This window comes from Bradyrhizobium sp. USDA 3256 (assembly GCF_054058275.1).
In genome coordinates this window covers 242,189-261,989 of sequence record NZ_JBSSAE010000002.1, presented here as the reverse complement: position 1 = coordinate 261,989, position 19,801 = coordinate 242,189, and the positions used below count along the sequence as shown (strand labels likewise).

The following is a 19,801-nucleotide window of genomic DNA, read 5'->3' as shown; positions in this document are numbered from 1 at the left end:
TCCAGGGCACAGAAGACATGGAAAGACGGCTCGCTGCCATTCTTTGCGCTGACATCGCCGGCTATTCCCGCATGATGGGTGCCGACGAGGCGGGGACGCATGCCTCGTTCAAGGCGCACCGTAGCGCGATTTACCCGATCATCCTCAACCATGGCGGCCGAATCGTCAAAAACACCGGCGATGGCTTCCTGCTGGAATTTCCGAGCATCATCGGCGCGATCGAGGCCGCCGTCGCGATGCAGACCCTGATGGCCGAGCGCAACGAACATCTGCCGGCCGACCGCGCCATGCACTTCCGGATGGGCGTCCACATGGGCGACGTCATGGCCGACGAGGACGAGGTGTTCGGCGACGACGTCAACATCGCCGTCCGCCTCGAGACGGTCGCAACGCCCGGCGGCATCGCGGTGTCGGACAAGGCCCGCACTGAAGCGGGACGGCGGCTTGCCGTCACCCTCGTTGACGCCGGCCCGCACCGCTTCAAGAACATCGCCGAGCCGGTCAATGTCTGGACCTGGGCGCCGGCCGGGTCCGATGCCCAGGAGCAGGTTCCGGAGGATGGTCCGCATCTGCCGGGCCAATATCGGACCGCAATCGTCGGCGTGCTGCCGTTCGACAATCTGAGCGGCGGCGCCGACGAATATTTCTCGGACGGCCTGACCGAGGACCTGATCCACGCGCTGTCGCTGCAATCCTTCTATCGCGTGCTGAGCCGCAACTCGACCTTCGCCTACAAGGGCAAGAACGTCTCGACGCGGCTGATCGCGCGCGAGATCGACGCGACCTATCTGATCCAGGGTTCGGTACGGCGCGCCGGCAACAAGATCCGCGTCTCCGCCGAGCTGATCGCGCCCGAGAAGGGCGAGCAGCTGTGGACCGGCCGCTACGACCGCGACATGGGCGACCTGTTCGCGATGCAGGACGAGATCACCGCGAATCTCTCCGCCGCCGTCGCCCAGGAGATCTATCGCGCCGAGGCGTCGGCACCGGCGCGCTCGCCGAACGCCGAGCTGACGGCGTGGGATCGCTTCCTGAAGGGGCTGTCGCACTACTACCAACAGACCAAGGACGATTGCGAAACCGCGATCGCGCTGTTCAAGGAAGCGATCGAGCTCGACCCCGCGCTGTCGATCGCGCGCGCCTATCTGGCGCTGATCCAGATCCAGAGCATCCAGTTCGGCTGGATTCCGAGCACGCGCGAATTGTGGGCCTCGTCGGTCAGCCTGGCCGAGAGCAGCGTGCGGCTCGACCCGCGCTCCTCGTTCGCATTTTCGCTGCTGGCCTATCTGCATGCGATGCAGGGCCACTACGAAGCCGCGATGGATGCCATCAAGCGGGCGATCGAGCTCAACCCCTACGACATGGGCGCGCGCGGCGTGCTGGGAATCTGCCATATGGTGATCGGCGATCATCGCAAGGCGGTCGATCTGTTCTCGACGGCGGTCCAGCGCGGCAACAGCGACCCGCGCTACCAATGGGCGGCGCTGAACGCATTCAGCCATTATCTGCTCGGGCAATATGACGCGTCGCTATCGTGGTCGCGCGAGGGGCTGTATCTGAACCCGAACCATCTGCAGTGCCTTGCGGTGCGCACCGCAGCGCTTGCTCAGCTCGGCCGCGCCGACGAGGCCGCGCAGGCGGCCGAGGCCCTGCTCGCCAACCATCCCGAGCTGACGGTCGAGCGTCACTTGCGCAATTTCCACTGGAAGAACCCGGCCGACATCGCGCATTATCGCGACGGCCTCTTGAAAGCCGGCCTGCCGTTCGGCAAACTCGCTCTGGTTGCATCCACCTCGAAATTCGCCGTCGACTCCTGAGCGAATTCATCCACCGGTAATGGATGCTTTTTAAGCTGAAGCTTTTCAGGATGTGGTTTGATGTCCGATACGGCTGCAAGCGCGGCGCCCGCCCCGCAGATCTCCCCTGACAATCCCTGCCCGTTCCTGCGGGCGCTCGTCGCCGGCAACTATGTCGGCGGCCATATCGTGCCGCTGCCTGAACTGACCGGCACCATCGGGCGCGCAACCGGCAAGACCGGGTTCGAGGGATTCACCGCGCGGGCGAAGATCTTCATGGTGGCGCAGATCGCCAACGGCCTCGGTCCTTTCAGCCAGCTGCGCAGCCTGTTCCAGGGCGCCATTCTCGACGCGTTACGCAACGGCCCGCTCGACAAGCACGGCGCCGGCTCGCGCATCCTCGACCAGCACGCGGTGGTCCATGAGGACGAGATCGCGCGGCTCGCGACCTTCGGCAGCGACTACAAGGCACCCGACGGCAGCGTCGAACGCGGGCTGTCGACCGCCGAGATCAAGACCTTCATGGCGGCGAACTTCCAGCGCGCCAAGGACGGGCATCCGCCGTCCTACGGCATCCTGCACTGCTACTATCCGCTCCTGATGCTCGGCGAGTGGCCGGTGCTGCTCGACATCATGGGCAAGGGCGAAGGCAAGGACCGCTATCTCAGCGTCGCCGAGGTCAGGACGCTGTTCGTGGACAAGCGCTTTCCTGACCGGATCGTCGCGCTGCTACAGCGCTAGATTTTTGTTGGACGCGTTTTCTTCACGCGAACCGGTATCCGCTTCGCTCGAAAACGCCATGTTTCACTTGAACAGCGGCGTGCCCGGCACGAACGCATCGAACGCCGCCCAGAATTGGCCGCGGTAGCGGTCCTGCTCCTGCAGGATTTCGTGCTTGGAGCCGGCGATCACGAGATGCGAGCCGGCGCGCAAGTGATAGGCGAACTCCTCGATCGCGGCCGTCGACACCACCTCGTCGTTGCTCGCCGCCAGCATCAGGATCGGCTGGCGGATTTCGGACGGATACGACATGCCGCGGAAGGTGCGCATCGCGGTGAACGCGGTGTCGGCCCAGGCGATCGTCGGCGCCGCGATGCCGAGCGTCGGGTCTTCTTCCAGGATCGCCGCGTTGCGGGCATGGCGCACCGGGTCGCTGGTGACGGGATTGCCGATGAAGGGCGCGAGGCCGACCAGTTCGTCGCTGCCGCCGGGAACATAGCGGCCGCCCTGCCCGGCCAGCCGCATGATCCGAAGCAGCGTGCTCGGGAAGAACGACACGCGGCGGCGCGGCAGGTCGATCATCGGCGCCGACAGCACCATGCGGTCGAACCAGCGCTTGCCGGCATGCGCGAGGCGCAGCATCACCGCACCGCCCATCGAATGCGCCAGCGCGAAATAGGGCGGCGGGCAATCCGGCAGCACCACCTGTTGCACGAAGGTCTCGACGTCGACCTCGTAGTCGGCGAAGTCGCGCACATAGCCCTTGCGGGGATCGCGCAGCCGCCGCGACGAGTGGCCCTGTCCGCGCCAGTCGATCATCGCCACCGCAAAGCCGCGGTCGCGCAGATCGCGCACGGTCTCGAAATATTTTTCGATCATCTCGCCGCGCCCGCCGAACACGCAAACCGTGCCCTTGCGGCCGGGCGGCGGCGCCCAGCGCGCAAAGCGCAGCTCGGCCCCGTCTGATGTCTTGATGGTGCCACTAACAACGTCGTCCGGAACCGGGTTGGCGGGAATCGAGACGAGCGTCATGAAGGGGACCGGAGTGGTGAGACAGGGTGGAGATTAAGGACGCCGGCGCCAAAAAATGCGACGCGGTTTCCGCCTCTTGAACGCGACGTGACCTCTCCCATATCACCTCCGTGCAGGCCGCTACCAGTGCTTCGGAACCGAAACATCAGGCTGCACACATCTAAGCCCGGCCCGATGGCGGGCGGGTAACTGAAACAGTCGCTCAATGGAGGACTATTCCTATGCGTAGCTACGACCTCACTCCGTTTTATCGTTCCACCGTCGGCTTCGACCGCCTCTTCAACCTGCTCGATCAGGTAACCTCGGACGGCAGCCCCGGCTATCCCCCCTACAACATCGAGCGCACCGGCGAGAATGCTTACCGGATCAGTGTTGCGGTCTCCGGCTTCTCGCAGGCCGAGCTTTCGATCGTCGCGAAGGAGAACACGCTGACGATCAAGGGCGAGAAAACCGCCAACGAGAACTCCGGCAACGGCTCCGAAGTGCTCTATCGCGGCATCGCCTCCCGCGCCTTCGAGCGCGTCTTCCAGCTTGCCGACTTCGTGCAGGTGAAGAACGCTTCGCTCGAGAACGGTCTGCTCCACGTCGATCTCGTCCGCGAGATTCCCGAGGCCAAGAAGCCCCGCAGCATTCCGATCGGCGGCGGCGAGAAGGCTCCGCAGGTCGTTGACGGCTCGGCCGGCAAGGCCGCCGCCTAAGCAACAAACCCGCGTCAGCAGATATTGGCTGATCGCGAAAACGCCCCGGGAAACCGGGGCGTTTTTTGTTGCCGACGATCCGCAGTGGTGGCGTAGCCCGGATGAAGCGAAGCGCAATCCGGGGAACTTGTCCGCGACGGGACCGCCCCGGATTTCGCGGAGCCTGTCATCGGGCGCGCGTTCGCGCGACCCGTTGGCTCCATCCGGGCTACAGAGCGACGCGGGTCACTCCAATCCCTGCACCTTGGGCATTGCCTGGGTCGGCAGGATCGCGGGCGCAGGCGCCGGAGCCCCCTGACCGACGGTCGGAGCCTCGGCTTGCTGGACGGCTTGCGGCGCAGCCTGGGCCTCGGCCGGCTTCGGGGCTGCGGCCTGCTCGGCCGTCGCGGGTGCGGCTGCCTGAGCAGGCTGCGGCGTGGCCGTGGCCGCCTGCGGGACGGCGGCCTGGGCCGCCGGGACAGGAGCCTGGGCTGCCGCCGGAGCCTGGGTCGCCGGAACCTGGGCCTTGGCCGCCAGCGGGTTCCGCTTCGGCACCGGCACACGGCTGGCAACATGCGGGATCGGGAGCGGCGGGCGCGGCACCCGGGCCTGGATTGGCCGCGGCATCGGCCCGACGGGACCGTCGGTCGCGCTCATTTCCTCTTCGTAATTGTCGCCGAGCCGGGAGGCCGGCGTGAAGCGGATGATGTGGCCGTCGCGGGCATCGATCACCAGCCGGCCGTCGTCGCCGCCCTGGTCGATCACCGAGATCGTGTAGACGAACCCGCGCTGCCGGGGCGCGCCAAGCGGCAGATAGCCGTTCTCGCGCAGGACGGTATAGACCTCGACCGGCGGCAACAGGCTCGGGACCCGGCCAAAGCGCGGCGGCGGCGGAACCTCGGGCATGGCGGCATAGGGCCCGTCCATGTCGGATACCCTGACCAGAAGCGGGCTGCCGATCCGGGCGGACGTCGCCAGCTGGGCCTCGGCCGAGGCTGCGCTGAGCGCGAGGGCGGCGGCAGCAACCGAACCTGTGAACAACTTCATCGCCGTAACTCCTGTCTGCCCCGCCCTAGAGCGTTTCCGCTCTCTTGCCGGCTTGCCCGGGGCAAAACTTCAGTTTCAAATTCGGCGGTCCTTGGTCGCTCCTTGGGCCAGATCACGGCGTGTTTGCTTCGAATCGGGGGCGCCTCATCCCCGCCGAGCCGTTCGATCCGAGCATGCGGGCGAGGACTTCCTCGCGCTTGTGTGATAGACAAAAATTTGGCAAGGTCTAAGTTAGGACAGTAAAGCTGTCTCAATTTCGAGGCCATCCCGGCATAGGGATTGCAACGAGACCTCGGCGCCCCGAGCTCCGAGAATGCTGCAGGCAGGGCCGTCCCTCAGGGGACGTTGAAACGCCCGTCGTCTGAATTTAGGAAAATGCGGCTCGCGGCGGACGAGCGGTGGCCCGGTGGGTGCCGCAACGTCCAAGGTGCGCCAAATACGGTGGGGCCCTTACGAAAGGGAGAGGACACATGAGCGGGTCGGAATTCGAGCGCGAAAACATCGTGGCAGGAACGCTGTCGGCGACCGCGGACTCGAAAGCGGCCGAGCCCGCGCGTGAGTTGCATACTTGGCGCCCGGAAGCCGAAGGCCTGTTTGATCCGAGCCTGGAAAAGGATTCCTGCGGCGTCGGCTTCATCGCCAACATCAAGGGCCAGAAGTCGCACCAGATCGTCTCCGACGCGCTGAACATCCTGTGCAACCTCGAGCATCGCGGCGCCGTCGGCGCCGACCCGCGCGCCGGTGACGGCGCCGGCATCCTGGTGCAGATCCCGCACGCCTTCTTTGCGCGCAAGACCGCGGAGCTCGGCTTCAAGCTGCCGCAGCCCGGCGAATACGCCATCGGCGCGCTGTTCATGCCGCGCGATGCCGCGTGGCGGAACGTGATCAAGAGCATCATCGCCGACGAGATCAAGAACGAGGGCTTCAAGCTGCTCGGCTGGCGCGATGTGCCGTCAGACAATTCCTCGCTCGGCGTCACCGTGAAGCCGACCGAGCCCTACCACATGCAGGTCTTCATCGGCCGCAATGGTGCTGCGAAGACCGAGGACGATTTCGAGCGCCACCTCTACATCCTGCGCAAGTCGATCTCGCAGGCGATCTATCAGCGCCGCGACCGCGGCATGGCGGGCTACTATCCGTGCTCGCTGTCGTGCCGCACCGTGATCTACAAGGGCATGTTCCTCGCCGACCAGCTCGGCAAGTACTATCCTGACCTGCACGAGGCCGACTTCGACAGCGCGCTGGCGCTGGTGCATCAACGCTTCTCGACCAACACCTTCCCGACCTGGTCGCTGGCGCATCCCTACCGGATGATCGCCCATAACGGCGAGATCAACACGCTGCGCGGCAACGTCAACTGGATGGCGGCGCGGCAGGCCTCCGTGCATTCGGAGCTCTATGGCAAGGACATCAGCCGCCTGTGGCCGATCTCCTATGAAGGCCAGAGCGACACCGCCTGCTTCGACAACGCGCTCGAATTCCTGGTGCAGGGCGGCTACTCGCTGCCGCACGCTGTGATGATGATGATTCCGGAAGCGTGGGCCGGCAATCCCCTGATGGATGAGCAGCGCCGCGCCTTCTACGAATATCATGCCGCGCTGATGGAGCCGTGGGACGGCCCGGCCGCGATCGCCTTCACCGACGGCCGCAAGATCGGCGCCACGCTCGATCGCAACGGCCTGCGCCCGGCGCGCTACCTCGTCACCAAGGACGACCGCATCGTGATGGCGTCCGAAATGGGCGTGCTGAAGATTCCGGAGGACCAGATCGTCACCAAGTGGCGGCTGCAGCCCGGCAAGATGCTGCTCGTCGACCTCGAGCAGGGCCGCCTGATTCCCGACGATGAGATCAAGGCCGACCTCGCCAAGAGTCACCCCTACAGCGATTGGCTGCATCGCACCCAGATCCAGCTCGAGGAGCTGCCGGATGCGCCAGCCAAGGGCGTGCGCTCCAACCTGCCGCTGCTCGATCGCCAGCAAGCCTTCGGCTACAGCCAGGAAGACATCGCGATCCTGATGACGCCGATGGCGGCCATCGGCGAGGAAGCTGCCGGCTCGATGGGCAACGACACGCCGATCTCGGCGCTGTCGGACAAGCCGAAGCAGCTGTTTACCTACTTCAAGCAGAACTTCGCGCAGGTGACGAACCCGCCGATCGATCCGATCCGCGAGGAAATCGTCATGAGCCTCGTCTCGATCATCGGGCCGCGGCCGAACCTGTTCGACCTGCAGGGCGTCGCCTCGACCAAGCGCCTCGAGGTGCGGCAGCCGATCCTGACCGACGCCGATCTGGAAAAGATCCGCTCGATCTCCGACGTCGCCGAGACCCACTTCAAGTCGCGCACGCTCGACACCACCTTCCACGCCGGATTCGGCGCGGCGGGCATGGAGCAGGTGCTCGACGAGCTCTGCGCACGCGCCGAGGGCGCGGTGCGCGAGGGTATCAACATCATCATCCTGTCGGACCGCATGACCGGCACCGACCGGATTCCGATCCCGTCGCTGCTGGCCTGCGCCGCCGTGCATCATCACCTGATCCGCACCGGCCTGCGCACCTCGGTCGGCCTCGTCGTGGAATCCGGTGAGCCGCGCGAGGTGCATCACTTCGCCTGCCTCGCCGGCTACGGCGCCGAAGCGATCAACCCCTACCTCGCGTTCGAAACCATCCTCGCGATGAAGGACCGGCTGCCCGGCGCGCTCGACGATTACGAGATCGTCAAGCGCTATATCAAGTCGATCGGCAAGGGCCTGCTCAAGGTGATGTCCAAGATGGGCATCTCGACCTACCAGTCCTATTGCGGCGCGCAGATCTTCGACGCGGTCGGCCTCAAGGCGGACTTCGTCGTCAAGTATTTCGCCGGCACCCACACCCGCATCGAGGGCGTCGGCCTCGGCGAGATCGCCGAGGAGACCGTACGGCGCCACACCGACGCCTTCGGTGACGGCCAGATCTACAAGAGCGCGCTCGATGTCGGCGGCGAATATGCCTACCGCACCCGCGGCGAGGACCATGCCTGGACCGCGGAATCGGTCTCGACGCTGCAGCATGCCGTGCGCGGCAATTCGCAGGAGCGCTACCGGGCGTTCGCCAAGATCCTCAACGAGCAGTCCGAGCGTCTCTTGACGCTGCGCGGCCTGTTCCGGATCAAGAGCGCCGAGGACGACAAGCGCAAGCCGGTCAAGCTCGAGGACGTCGAGCCGGCCAAGGACATCGTCAAGCGGTTCTCGACCGGCGCGATGTCGTTCGGCTCGATCTCGCGCGAGGCGCACACCACACTCGCGATCGCGATGAACCGGATCGGCGGCAAGTCGAACACCGGCGAAGGCGGCGAGGAATCCGACCGCTTCAAGCCGATGCCCAACGGCGACAGCATGCGCTCAGCGATCAAGCAGGTCGCCTCGGGCCGGTTCGGCGTGACGACGGAATACCTCGTCAACTCCGACATGATGCAGATCAAGATGGCGCAGGGTGCCAAGCCCGGCGAAGGCGGCCAGCTGCCCGGCCACAAGGTCGACGCGACGATCGCCCGCGTCCGGCATTCGACGCCCGGCGTCGGCCTGATCTCGCCGCCGCCGCATCACGACATCTACTCGATCGAAGACCTCGCCCAGCTGATCTACGACCTTAAGAACGTCAATCCCGACGGCCAGGTCTCGGTCAAGCTGGTGTCGGAAGTCGGCGTCGGCACGGTTGCCGCCGGCGTCGCCAAGGCGCGCGCCGACCATGTCACCATCGCGGGCTTCGAGGGCGGCACCGGTGCCTCGCCACTGACCTCGATCAAGCATGCCGGCTCGCCGTGGGAGATCGGTCTTGCCGAGACCCATCAGACGCTGGTGCGCCAGCGGCTGCGCAGCCGCATCGCGGTCCAGGTCGACGGCGGCTTCCGCACCGGCCGTGACGTCGTGATCGGGGCGCTGCTCGGGGCCGACGAGTTCGGCTTCGCCACCGCGCCCCTGATCGCGGCGGGCTGCATCATGATGCGCAAGTGCCACCTCAACACCTGCCCGGTCGGCGTCGCGACCCAGGATCCGGTGCTGCGCAAGCGCTTCACCGGCCAGCCCGAGCACGTCATCAACTACTTCTTCTTCGTCGCCGAGGAAGTCCGCGAGATCATGGCGCAGCTCGGCTACAAGACGTTCGACGAGATGGTCGGCCAGGTCCAGATGCTGGACCAGACCGCGCTGGTCTCGCACTGGAAGGCCAAGGGCCTCGATTTCTCCAAGCTGTTCGTGCGGCAGAAGGAGGAGAAGGGCCAGACGATCTATCACTCGGAGCGCCAGAACCACCATCTGGAAACCGTGCTCGACCGCCGGCTGATCGAGAAGGCGCAGGCCGCGCTCGATCGCGGCGCCCCGGTCAAGATCGAGGAAGAGATCAACAACACCGACCGTTCCGCCGGCGCGATGCTGTCGGGCGCGGTGGCCAAGATCTACGGCCATGCCGGCCTTCCGCTCGACACCATCCATGTCGGCCTGAAGGGCACGGCGGGACAGGCGTTCGGCGCCTGGCTCGCCAAGGGCGTCACCTTCGAGCTCGAGGGCGAAGGCAACGACTATGTCGGCAAGGGCCTCTCGGGCGGCTGCATCATCGTCAAGCCGCCGAAGATCTCCGGCATCGTGCCGGAAGAGTCGATCATCGTCGGCAACACCGTGATGTACGGCGCGATCGCGGGCGAGTGCTACTTCCGCGGCATCGCCGGCGAGCGCTTCGCGGTGCGCAACTCCGGCGCAGTCGCGGTCGTCGAGGGCGCCGGCGATCATTGCTGCGAATACATGACCGGCGGCATCGTCGTGGTGCTCGGCAAGACCGGGCGCAACTTCGCGGCCGGCATGTCCGGCGGCATCGCCTATGTGCTGGACGAGGCCGGCGACTTCGACAAGCTGTGCAACCTTTCGATGGTCGAGCTCGAGCCGGTGCTCTCGGAGGAGATGATCAACGCCGACACCTACCACCACTCCGGCGATCTCGAGGCGCATGGCCGGGTCGACGTGTTCCAGAACCTGCTCGACTCCGACGTGGAGCGGCTGCACGTCCTGATCACGCGTCACGCCAAGCTGACGGGCTCGAAGAAGGCGGCGGAGATTCTCGCCGACTGGAAGAGCTGGCTGCCGAAATTCCGCAAGGTGATGCCGGTGGAGTACCGCCGCGCGCTGAAGGAAATGAAGGCGAACGCCGACGCCGAGCCGAAGATCGCGATCGGCGCGTAGGCCTGAAAGACCCTCATGGTGAGGAGGCGCGCAGCGCCGCCTCGAACCATGAGGCCGCCACACGGGCCTCCATCCTTCGAGACGCGGCGCACGCGCCGCTCCTCAGGATGAGGGTCAAACAGAACAGACGAACACATGATGCAGGGGCATCGGGTTTCAATGGGTAAGATCACAGGTTTTCTCGAGATCGAGCGGCATGACCGCAAGTACGAGCCGGTCGCCGATCGACTCAAGAACTTCAGGGAATTCGTCATTCCGCTGAGCGAGAAGGACACGCGCGACCAGGCGGCGCGCTGCATGAATTGCGGCATCCCCTATTGCCACGGCACCGGCTCGACCGCGCCGGGCACGCCGGGCTGCCCGGTCAACAACCAGATCCCCGATTTCAACGACCTCGTCTATCAGGGCAACTGGGAAGAAGCCTCGCGCAACCTGCACTCGACCAACAACTTCCCCGAATTCACCGGCCGCATCTGCCCGGCGCCGTGCGAGGCGTCCTGCACGCTCAACATCGACGACAATCCGGTCACCATCAAGACCATCGAATGCGCGATCGTGGACCGCGCCTGGGACAATGGCTGGCTGAAGCCGGAGATCGCAGCCGTTAAGACCGGCAAGAAGGTCGCCGTGATCGGCTCGGGTCCCGCCGGCATGGCCGCCGCGCAGCAGCTCGCGCGCGCCGGCCACGAGGTGCATGTCTACGAGAAGTTCGCCAAGGCCGGCGGCCTGCTGCGCTACGGCATTCCCGACTTCAAGATGGAGAAGGGCATCATCGACCGCCGCGTGGCGCAGATGGAGGCCGAGGGCGTCACCTTCCATTACGGCAAGGCCGTCGGCGGCTCGACGCCGGGTGCGATCGATCCGCAGGAGCTCGCCAAGCAGTATGACGCCGTGGCGCTGACCGGCGGCGCGGAAGCCCCCCGCGACCTGCCGATCCCCGGCCGCGAGCTTTCCGGCATCCACTTCGCAATGGACTTCCTGCCGCAGCAGAACCGCCGCGTCTCCGGCGAGCCGCTGAACGGCGCCGCCGACATCCTCGCCGGCGGCAAGCATGTCGTCGTGATCGGCGGCGGCGACACCGGATCGGACTGCATCGGCACCTCGTTCCGGCAAGGCGCAACGTCGGTGACCCAGCTTGAGATCATGCCGGCGCCGCCCGAGCACGAGAACAAGGGCGTGACCTGGCCGAACTGGCCGCTGAAGATGCGCACGTCGTCGAGCCAGGCCGAAGGCGCGGTGCGCGAATTCGCCGTGCTGACGACGAAGTTCGAAGGCGTCGACGGCAAGGTGACGAAGCTGCATTGCGTCAAGGTCGACGACAAGTTCAAGCCGCTGCCCGGCACCGAGTTCACGCTCGACGCCGAGCTCGTGCTGCTGGCGATGGGCTTCGTGCATCCGGTGCACGAGGGCTTGCTCAAGACGCTGGGCGTCGAGCTCGACCAGCGCGGCAACGTCCGTGCGTCCCTGCACGACTACCAGACCTCGCGCGCAAAAATCTTCTCGGCCGGCGACATGCGCCGCGGCCAGTCGCTCGTGGTCTGGGCAATCCGCGAAGGCCGCCAGTGCGCGCGCTCGATCGACACCTTCCTGATGGGGAAGACGGATCTGCCGGGGTGAGTGCCCCGGCGGTTTCGCCGAACTGCATCCACAAACGCAGCTGTCATCGCCCGCGAAAGCGGGCGATCCAGTATTCCAGAGACGTCAGAGCTTGAACGGATAGGCCGCGGCGTACTGGGTGCCCCGCCTTCGCGGGGCACGACATCTCATTTGAGATGCGACGTAGGCATCCTCGCCGCTAATTCTGCACCCGCACGCCCAGCATCACCACCGTCGACGCCGAGCTCTGTCCCGGCTGATTCGAATCCAGCCAGTTCCGGCTCAGCGTGCCCTTGATCCAGAGGCTGCGGGTCAGCTTGTAGATCAGGTCGCCCGACAACGCGTAGATCTTGTCGGTGCGGTTGTCGCCCTGGTAATCGAGCGTGCCGTAGGTGAACTTGCCGATGCCGGTCAGCCAGCGGCGGAAGTCGTGATCGACCTCGACGGTGTAGGTGCGCGACAGCACGCCCGAGGTGCCGGGCAGCGTGGTCTCGCCGATCTGGGTGTCGGAATAGAATTTGGCCGTGGTTAGCGGCGTAGCGGTCCAGGTCAGCGAGGCCGTGGTGAGCAGGCCTTCGAGTCGGCTAAGCCGCGGGTCGACATAGTCGCGCATGGCATAGCCGATCGAGATCTCACCGAACAACAGCCGGGTGAACTCGAACGACGTACCGACCTTGGCATAACCGCCCGACGAATTGCGCGCGTAACCGTTGCGGTCGAGATAGAGATCATGGAAGCGGCTGTCGCCCTCGACTTCGACAAAGGGCTTCACGGCCGGATTGAGCTCATAGCTGACGCGGCCGACGCCGCCGTATTGGGTGAAGTTGCGATCGTCGTTCGACGACGAGGTGCCGTCGGTGAGCTTCGACCATTGGTAGTCGGTGCGGTCGACGGTGCCGCCGAGCGAGACCTGCATGCGGTTGAAATGCTGGTCGATGCCGAAGGTGCCGCCGACCGTGGTGTAGATCGGATATCTGGCGAGGCCGGCCTGCACGTTCGGGCTGCCGGGATTGTCGGTCGAGACCAGCAGGCGGGCCTGCCCCAGCAGATGCGTGTCCTTGGTGACGTCGAGACGGCCGTCGATATGGCCAGTGAAATTCGGACGGTCGATGTCGAGCGGCGCCGACAGCGGCGTGCCGTCGGCGTTCGGCGTCAGGCCGGAGCCATAGCCGTTGAAGGAGCCGCGCAAATCGGCGACGACGGCGTGACGCTCCCAGTCGGAGACCGCGAGGAATTCCGGCGCGACCATGTAGAACGCCCTGCCCTGCGGCGAGTAGAGCCGACCGGGGTTGGTGTCGTAGCCGGCCATCACCTCGACCGCGGTCTTGACCATGAACGAGCCGGCATAATCGCCGACCGCGCCGAACGGATCGTCGTCGATCTTGAGCCGCTTGCGCGGCGGCTGGCCGACGATGGTGCCGGCCATCGCCGGCGGCAGCGGCGTCTTGTTGGCGGTCTCCGAGGGCGGGATCGACAGTCGCAGCTGCCCGGTGGCGTTCGATGGCGCCGGCGTCGGCTGCGGCGAGCCGGGTCCGGCCGGCGGCTTCGGCCTGGCCTGGCCGGGATAATATTTCGGCTTCTGGCGTTTGCGGTTGAGCGAGTCATAGCCCGACGTCGCGGCGCCGTTCGCCGCGGGGAGCCCGTAGGTCGGGACCTGTCCGATCCGCGTCGTCGTTGATGTCGATGAAGACGAAGAGGAACGGCGATCGCGATCGGCGTCAGGCAGCTTCAGGCCATTGAGCGGATCCATGGCGTCGGCCGTGGTCCGGCGCAGCGGCGAATCCTGTGTGATCACCTGGCTCTGGCGATTGGGACTGAACAGATCGGGCGTCACGGTCTGGGCCGCGGCGACCCCGGTGGTCACGGTCAGCGCCAGAGCGGTCACGGCCGGACATGGCAAAACCGCGCGGACGAGGCGTCCACGCCGGTCTGGGCCGCTTGCTGGCCGCCGCAACACGATGGAAAAACTCCAACGAATTCACATACTTGTCGGACGCGCTCCACCGGGCGGCGGAAAACGTCGTTAATGGAGTTAAAACAATTATGGTTAATGAGCCGTTGAGGATCGGCTGCCGCGCGTCGCATCGCGGAATCGAACGTGCTAAGGGAGACGCCCGGGTGCAAAACCCATCCCCTGGAATCCGAAATGGCCAAACCGAAACCGCTGATGACAAAATCATCCGGCCCCGATGACGGCGCCGTTCAATCGGCGCTCCGCACCCTCGATGCCGAAGCAAGCGGCGTCGCAGCGCTGTCCGCCGCACTGAAGTCCGACCTCGGCGCGCCGTTCACCGCCGCGTCCGAGCTGATCGGCAAGGCCAAGGGACGGCTGATCGTCACCGGGCTCGGCAAGTCCGGCCATATCGGGCGCAAGATCGCCGCGACCTTTGCCTCGACAGGCACCCCGGCGGTTCTTCGTGCACGCCGCCGAAGCGAGCCATGGCGACCTCGGCATGATCACGATCGATGACGTGATCCTGGCGCTGTCGTGGTCCGGCGAGCAGCCGGAGATGCGCAACCTGATCGCCTATGCCGCGCGCTTCGGCATTCCGCTGATCGCGATGACGGCCGACAAGGATTCGACGCTGAGCAAGGCCGCCGACGTGCAGCTGACGCTGCCGAAGGCCCGCGAGGCCTGCCCGCACAATCTGGCGCCGACCACCTCCTCGCTGATGATGCTGGCGCTCGGCGATGCGCTGGCGATCGCGCTGCTCGAGGGCCGCGGCTTCACCTCGACCGATTTCAGCGTGCTGCATCCGGGCGGCAAGCTCGGCGCGCTGCTGAAATATGCCCGCGACCTGATGCATGGCGGCGACGCGCTGCCGCTGAAGCCGCTCGGCACCAAGATGTCGGATGCGCTGGTCGAGATGACCTCCAAGGGTTTTGGCTGCGTCGGCATCGTCGACCGCCACGACCATCTCGTCGGCATCGTCACCGACGGCGATCTGCGCCGGCAGATGCGCCCCGACCTTTTGACGCTGTCGGTCGACGAGGTCATGACCAGGACGCCGAAGACGATCAGCCGCGATACGCTGGCCGGCGAAGTGCTGGAATTGCTCAACGCCTCGAAGATCACGACGCTGATCGTGACCGACGCCAAGAAGCCGGTCGGCATCATCCATCTGCACGATCTGCTGCGGGCGGGTGTGGCGTAATTCACTCGGTCATTCCGGGGCACGCGAAGCGTGAACCTCAGATGCGCAATTGCGCACCATAGTTCGATGCTTTCGCATCGCCCCGGAATGACAGCGGCTACCTCGGAAACCGCGCCGCGGTTTCCTCCAGCGGCAGGGCCAGCGCGTTGGCGAGGTAGGAGACCGTGCGGTAGAAGCCGCACAGCAGGATGATCTCCAGGATCTGGTCCTCATCGTAATGCGCCGAGAGCGCCGCGAATTCCGTGTCATCCAGCGTCGCGCGGGCATGCAGCGCGTCGACCGCCGCGATCATCGCCTGTTCGGCCGGCGACCAGCAGCCGGCATCGGCCGCACCGCGCACGGTGGCGTGGACCTGCTGCTCCGTCAGTTCGGCGGCCGCGCCGAACGCCGTGACATGGACGCCCCATTCATATTCGCAGGCATTGAGCGCGCAGGTGCGGTCGATCACGATCTCCCGCGCCCGCAAGGGAAGCGGCCCGCGGTCAAGCAGGCTGCCGCCGCGAAACTTCTCCCAGGCACGCGGATGGCCGGCCAACATGCGGAACAGCACCAGCGGCGGCTTGCCGCGCATGATGCGATCGAAATGCTGTTGAACGTCCGCCGGATAGGGCGGATCGAGCGGCGCGAGGCGTGACATGGGCTGATCCCGTTGCTACATTTAATGTAGCGACACGCTACAATATCTGTAGCGACTCGCAAGAGAGATTCGACAGGAATTCGCGACATGCCGAAGCAGGGCCCAGTCACAAGACCCGCCGTCCGCGGCTCGCGGTCCGGCCGCCCGATCATGGCGCTGCTCGATCTCTTGGGACGGCGCTGGACCTTGCGCATCATCTGGGAGCTGCGCGAGGGCGCGCTGACCTCGCGCGCGCTGCGCACCGCCTGCGACGAGGCCTCGCCGACGATCCTGCAGACGCGATTGACGGAGCTGCGCGAGGCCGGGTTCGTCGAGCTGACGGATGAGGGTTACGGGCTCACCGCGCTCGGCCGCGAGCTGTTCCCGACCTTCACGCCGCTCCACCGTTTCGCCGAGCGCTGGAGCAAGCGGGGCGGCAGCTAGACCTCGGCGGCCGTCAGTGTGTAGCCCGCATGAGCGGAGCGATATGCGGGACCGGTTTCCCCGGGTATCGCTGCGCTCACCCGGGCTACGAATTACTCGCCCGAAGCAGCATCCGACGCTCGGGGCCGGGTCGTCGTCAATGGCTCAGGCCAGACTAAGCGATCGCCACCGTCAGGCTGGCGCCGTCGGCGCGGACCACCTTGACCCGGCTGCCGGCGGGCGCATCGGGGCCGGCGACGCGCCACACCGTGTCGTCGATCCGCACCGTGCCCGATCCGTCGACGATCGGCTTCTCCAGCGTGAATTCGCGGCCGACCAGAGCTTCGTTGCGGCGGTTGAGGAAGGGATTGGTCTTGCTGGCCGCCGTCGCGCCCTTCGCGAAATGGCGCCATGCCGGCACCGCCAACGCGGCGAACACTGCGAACATCAAGAGCTGTATCTGCCAGGACGGCGTGAAGGCGAACGACAGCAGCCCCACAAGGAGCGCCGCGAGCCCGAGCCAGAACAAGAACACCCCAGGCGCCGCGAGCTCCAGCGCCATCAGGATGAAGCCGAAGATCAGCCAGTTCCAGGTACCCAATGTCGAAAACATCTCGGCCATGACGTGACCTCTACCATTGCGGGCGCGACACCGTCACGCCCTCACCGCTGCGGCGGCACCGGCGGTGGCACCGGCGGCCCGGCCGGCGGGACCGAGCCGCCACGCCGTGCTGCGGCCGTAGCGGACGCCGCACTCTCGCCGAAGGTGGCGCGGGCGATCTCGCCGATGCCGGCCAGCGAGCCCAGCACGCTCGAGGTTTCGATCGGCAGCATCAGGACCTTCTGGTTCGGCGATTCCGCGAGCTGGCCGAACGCCTTGATGTACTTGTCGGCGATGAAATAGTTCAGCGCGGCGACGTCGCCCTTGGCGATCGATTCCGACACCATCTGGGTCGCCTTGGCTTCGGCCTCGGCGAGCCGCTCGCGCGCCTCGGCGTCGCGGAAGGCGGCCTCGCGGCGGCCCTCGGCCTGCAGGATCTGGCCCTGCTTGGCGCCCTCGGCGCGCAGGATTTCGGACTGCCGCTGGCCCTCGGCCTGCAAAATGTCGGCGCGCTTGACGCGCTCGGCCTTCATCTGGCGGCCCATCGCCTCGACGAGGTCGGCCGGCGGCACGATGTCCTTGATCTCGATGCGGTTGACCTTGACGCCCCAGGGCGACACCGCGGCGTCGACCACGCGCAGCAGCCGCTCATTGATCTCGTCGCGATGCGACAGCACTTGGTCGAGATCCATCGAACCCATCACCGAGCGGATGTTGGTCATAGTCAGGACGGTGATCGCCTGGTTGAGATTGGCGACCTCGTAGCTCGCCTTGGCGGCATCGAACACCTGGTAGAACGCGACACCGTCCACCGTCACGGTAGCGTTGTCCTTGGTGATCACCTCCTGCTCGGGGATGTCGATCACCTGCTCCATCATGTTGATCTTGCGCCCGATGCGGTCGAAATAGGGCACGATCAAATTGAGGCCGGGCGACAGCGTGCGGGTGTATTTGCCGAACCGCTCGATGGTCCAGTCAAAACCCTGCGGAACGGTCTTGATCCCGGCGAACAGCGTAACGATGACGAGAAGAACAAACGCGATCGCGAAGACGTCGAAGCCAGTCATAAAGTCCTCCAAGGCCGGCGAGACCGTCGCCAGTCACGGTCGTGCATTGGTCGGCAGGACCGCTCCGCCGGTTCAGCCGGCTGTTGTTCTCCCTAGCACATAGGAAGCTGCTGTCGGATGACCAGATGCCAACGAATGCCCGTGCCCGGTGTCACGGATCGTTAACAATCAGATCCAGCCTTGTTAGATCCAGCCTTGCAGCTCGCGCAGCACGAGCTGGCGGATCACGTCCATGCCGCCGTCGCTGTCGTTGAGGCAGGGGATCGCCGCGAATTGCTCGCCGCCATTGTGCCGGAAGATCTCGGCATTCTCCTGCGCGATCTCCTCCAGCGTCTCCAGGCAATCGGCGGAGAAGCCGGGCGTGACCACGGCAATGCGCCGCACGCCGTCCCTGGCCAGCTTCTCGACCGTCTTGTCGGTATAGGGCTGCAGCCACTCGGCCTTGCCGAAGCGCGACTGGAAGGTGAGGATCAGCCCGTTGGCATCGAGCCCGAGCCGCTTGCGCAGCGCATTGGTCGTGGCGATGCATTGCGCCTGATACGGATCGCCCTTGTCGACGTATTCCTTCGGCATGCCGTGGAACGACGCGACGATGATCTCGGGCTGGAACGGCAATGTCGCAAGATGCGCATTGATCGAGACCGCGAGCGCCTCGATGTAGTCGGGATCGTCGTAGTAGGGCGGCGTCACCCGAAGGATCGGCTGCGCGCGCATGCCGGCCAGCACGCGAAACGCCTCGTCGCAGACCGTCGCCGACGTTGCGGCGGAATATTGCGGATAGAGCGGCACCACCAGCAGCCGGCCGCAGCCCTGCGCCGCCAGCGCCTCGATGCGCTCCTTGATCGAGGGGTTGCCGTAGCGCATCGCCCAGTCGACCACGACGTGATCGTGATCGGCGATCGCTTCCGCCAGCTTGTCTGCCTGCGAGCGCGTGATGGTCTTCAGCGGCGACTCGTTCTTCTCGGTGTTCCAGATCTTCAGATAGTCGCGCGCCTTGCGGGCCGGCCGGACGCGCAGGATGATGCCGTTGAGGATCAGCTTCCAGAGCAGGCCCTGATCCTCGATCACCCGCGGATCGGACAGAAACTCCTTGAGATAGACCCGCACGCCGGCGGCATCGGCCGTATCGGGCGTGCCGAGATTGACCAGCAGCACGCCGACGCGTTCCGGCTTCGGCGCCGCGGCAGGCTTCGCGCTCTCGAAGGGGATCACCGTGCTCATGATGGCCTTGCGCTTGATATCCTTCGCCTGGGGGCTTTGGGCTTCGCGCGTTGCTCCAACCTTGTCAAGCCGAGTGCGGGTTGGCTACGTTCCCGTGCGGAATAAGGGGGAACCATGACGATCGCCGAATGGTGCGTCTTCGGGACGCTGATGCTCTCGCTGCTGACGATCGTGTCGGTGAAGTGGGCCGGCTTCCGCAGCTTCGACAATGCCAGGCCGCGCGATCCCGACTTCTACGACGACCCGATCCGCTCACGGGCGCTCGGCGCGCACCAGAACGGCATCGAGGCCTTCCCGTTCTTCGCCTTCGCCGTGCTGCTTGCCGAACTCCGCGTCGGCCCGCTGCGGCTGATCGACGAGCTCGCGGTGCTATTCCTGATCGTGCGGATCGCCTACGTCTTCACCTATATCGGCAACCGCCCGACGCTGCGCTCGATCCTCTGGAGCATCGGTTTCGCGATCAACATCGCGATCTTCCTGCTGCCGGCGATCAGGGGCTATCTGACGAGTTGAGCCAGTTTCTTCCCCCTCTCCCCGTTCTTACGGGGAGAGGGCTGGGGTGAGGGGCCGTCTCCGCAAATTCGATTGAAGGCAGCGTGCGGAGACCCCCTCACCCGAAATTCGCGCACGCGAATTTCGACCT

At 65.7% G+C, this 19,801-nt stretch carries 14 protein-coding genes and 1 pseudogene; 8 read left to right on the top strand and 7 right to left on the bottom strand.

The features are described 5' to 3' along the window. The first annotated feature begins 17 nt into the window (after window positions 1-17). Together ACVWY5_RS02890 and ACVWY5_RS02885 are read left to right on the top strand one after the other, a co-directional pair. A complete protein-coding gene (locus ACVWY5_RS02890) occupies window positions 18-1,817 on the top strand; it encodes an adenylate/guanylate cyclase domain-containing protein (protein WP_028332882.1) in 1,800 nt (599 codons plus the stop codon). A 60-nt stretch (window positions 1,818-1,877) separates the two neighbouring features. Beyond that, window positions 1,878-2,537 (top strand): hypothetical protein, encoded by a 660-nt coding sequence (locus tag ACVWY5_RS02885; RefSeq protein WP_028332881.1) that lies wholly within the window; start codon window positions 1,878-1,880, stop codon window positions 2,535-2,537. 63 nt (window positions 2,538-2,600) lie between these two features. On the opposite strand, the gene ACVWY5_RS02880 is transcribed toward ACVWY5_RS02885, so the two are convergent. Next, window positions 2,601-3,548, bottom strand: coding sequence for an alpha/beta fold hydrolase (locus ACVWY5_RS02880; protein ID WP_028332880.1), 948 nt, complete (start codon window positions 3,546-3,548; stop codon window positions 2,601-2,603). A 221-nt stretch (window positions 3,549-3,769) separates the two neighbouring features. On the opposite strand from ACVWY5_RS02880, the gene ACVWY5_RS02875 reads away from it, so the two are divergent. Further along, window positions 3,770-4,246 carry an Hsp20 family protein gene (locus ACVWY5_RS02875; RefSeq protein ID WP_028332879.1) on the top strand — a complete coding sequence of 159 codons (477 nt, stop codon included), beginning with the start codon at window positions 3,770-3,772 and terminating at the stop codon, window positions 4,244-4,246. Window positions 4,247-4,471: 225 nt separating this feature from the next. On the opposite strand, the gene ACVWY5_RS02870 is transcribed toward ACVWY5_RS02875, so the two are convergent. Next, window positions 4,472-5,272: a hypothetical protein gene (locus tag ACVWY5_RS02870; protein ID WP_028332878.1), complete on the bottom strand. Its 801-nt coding sequence runs from the start codon at window positions 5,270-5,272 to the stop codon at window positions 4,472-4,474. Between the two features lie 470 nt (window positions 5,273-5,742). Between ACVWY5_RS02870 and gltB the strand changes: the two genes are divergently transcribed. Together gltB and ACVWY5_RS02860 are read left to right on the top strand one after the other, a co-directional pair. Next, window positions 5,743-10,479 (top strand): glutamate synthase large subunit, encoded by a 4,737-nt coding sequence (gene gltB, locus ACVWY5_RS02865; protein ID WP_028332877.1) that lies wholly within the window; start codon window positions 5,743-5,745, stop codon window positions 10,477-10,479. Between the two features lie 159 nt (window positions 10,480-10,638). Next, window positions 10,639-12,096, top strand: a complete 1,458-nt coding sequence (locus tag ACVWY5_RS02860) for a glutamate synthase subunit beta (RefSeq protein WP_028332876.1) — start codon at window positions 10,639-10,641, stop codon at window positions 12,094-12,096. A gap of 178 nt (window positions 12,097-12,274) precedes the next feature. Here the strand turns inward: ACVWY5_RS02860 and ACVWY5_RS02855 are convergent, their stop codons facing one another. Further along, a complete protein-coding gene (locus tag ACVWY5_RS02855) occupies window positions 12,275-13,960 on the bottom strand; it encodes an outer membrane beta-barrel protein (RefSeq protein ID WP_321176652.1) in 1,686 nt (561 codons plus the stop codon). Between the two features lie 261 nt (window positions 13,961-14,221). On the opposite strand from ACVWY5_RS02855, the pseudogene ACVWY5_RS02850 reads away from it, so the two are divergent. Continuing rightward, a pseudogene (locus ACVWY5_RS02850) lies at window positions 14,222-15,230 on the top strand (KpsF/GutQ family sugar-phosphate isomerase). 97 nt (window positions 15,231-15,327) lie between these two features. Here the strand turns inward: ACVWY5_RS02850 and ACVWY5_RS02845 are convergent. After that, window positions 15,328-15,867, bottom strand: coding sequence for a carboxymuconolactone decarboxylase family protein (locus ACVWY5_RS02845; protein ID WP_028332873.1), 540 nt, complete (start codon window positions 15,865-15,867; stop codon window positions 15,328-15,330). Window positions 15,868-15,954: 87 nt separating this feature from the next. Between ACVWY5_RS02845 and ACVWY5_RS02840 the strand changes: the two genes are divergently transcribed. Then, a complete protein-coding gene (locus tag ACVWY5_RS02840; protein WP_028332872.1) occupies window positions 15,955-16,290 on the top strand; it encodes a winged helix-turn-helix transcriptional regulator in 336 nt (111 codons plus the stop codon). A gap of 154 nt (window positions 16,291-16,444) precedes the next feature. Here ACVWY5_RS02840 and ACVWY5_RS02835 read toward each other — a convergent pair whose 3' ends face one another. From ACVWY5_RS02835 to hemH, 3 genes are all read right to left on the bottom strand, one after another. Further along, entirely contained in the window at window positions 16,445-16,891 is a 447-nt protein-coding gene (locus ACVWY5_RS02835) for an NfeD family protein (RefSeq protein WP_028332871.1), read from the bottom strand. Window positions 16,892-16,932: 41 nt separating this feature from the next. Further along, window positions 16,933-17,937, bottom strand: coding sequence for an SPFH domain-containing protein (locus ACVWY5_RS02830; protein ID WP_028332870.1), 1,005 nt, complete (start codon window positions 17,935-17,937; stop codon window positions 16,933-16,935). Window positions 17,938-18,120: 183 nt separating this feature from the next. Next, window positions 18,121-19,158, bottom strand: coding sequence for a ferrochelatase (gene hemH / locus ACVWY5_RS02825; protein ID WP_028332869.1), 1,038 nt, complete (start codon window positions 19,156-19,158; stop codon window positions 18,121-18,123). 114 nt (window positions 19,159-19,272) lie between these two features. On the opposite strand from hemH, the gene ACVWY5_RS02820 reads away from it, so the two are divergent. Then, on the top strand, window positions 19,273-19,671 hold the full coding sequence (locus tag ACVWY5_RS02820) for an MAPEG family protein (RefSeq protein WP_028332868.1): 399 nt from the start codon (window positions 19,273-19,275) through the stop codon (window positions 19,669-19,671). Window positions 19,672-19,801 lie beyond the last annotated feature (130 nt).